Annotated in this window: 1 protein-coding gene; it reads right to left on the bottom strand. The window is 49.2% G+C overall.

Annotation, left to right across the window (positions count from 1 at the left end):
* The coding region (feoB, locus tag A2517_RS07820; protein ID WP_294895797.1) for a ferrous iron transport protein B at window positions 1-1062 on the bottom strand (1062 nt) is incomplete at both ends.

The following is a 1062-nucleotide window of genomic DNA, read 5'->3' as shown; positions in this document are numbered from 1 at the left end:
CAACACCAGATGATACGCAACATACGCCAGCGAGTAAGCAACAATCGTGGTGAAGAGAAACAGATACCCGAAGTATTTAATTCCCCCCGCTTCACGGGTAAAGACGACCGATGCCGCCAAACACGGCAAATAGGTCATAATCACGACGATAAACGCCACTGCCGACGCCAGAGGGATGTGTGAACTAATTGCACTCATCAAAGAGTTATCTTCCTCCGTCGCATCGCTTCCGAGCGAATACAAAACACCCATTGTTGAAACAACAACCTCTTTCGCCGCCAATCCCGTCTGCAATGCCACCGCCATTTTCCAATCAAATCCAAGAGGAGTAAACAGCGGTTCGATCGTATGTCCGATACGCCCTAAAAAGCTCTGTTCCAACTGCGCTTCGGCGAGTTGATTCTCGAGTACTTTTACCTCATCTTCTGATGCAGCTACTTCGATTTTTGCCCCATACAGTACATCCAGTGAGCCGTCTTTCGGGTAGGTACTCAAAAACCATACCAGCAACGATGCGGCGGCGATAAATGTCCCCGCTTTTTTGAGATACATCATGGTTTTCGTTACAACCGTATGCCAAATCAGTTTCAGTGATGGGAGACGGTATTTCGGCATCTCCATAACAAACGGCTCATCAACCCCTTTAAACGCTGTCATTTTGAGAACTTTTGCCGCGACAAGCCCGATCATAGCTCCGAGGATATAGATCCCGAACAAAACGTTTCCTGCCATATCCGTGCCGAAAAACGCTCCCGTAAAGAGGACATACACCGGAAGGCGTGCACCGCAGCTCATAAACCCGATGACAAACAGAGTGAGGAGGCGGTCACGGTCATTTTTCAAAATCCGTGCCGACATGTATGCCGGAATCGAGCATCCAAATCCACTCACGAGGGGGATAAAGGACTGCCCGTGAAGGCCGAATTTATGGAAAAAACCATCCAGCAAAAACGCGACCCGAGACATATACCCTGTCGATTCGAGCAAGGCAATCCCGACAAAAAGGATGACGATATTAGGGACAAACAGGACAACAGCCCCTACCCCCGCAATTACCCCATC

It is taken from the genome of Sulfuricurvum sp. RIFOXYD12_FULL_44_77 (assembly GCF_001830725.1).
Classification (GTDB): domain Bacteria; phylum Campylobacterota; class Campylobacteria; order Campylobacterales; family Sulfurimonadaceae; genus Sulfuricurvum; species Sulfuricurvum kujiense_A.
Note: the sequence above shows the minus strand (reverse complement) of the source record. Positions and strands in the feature narration are given on the sequence as shown.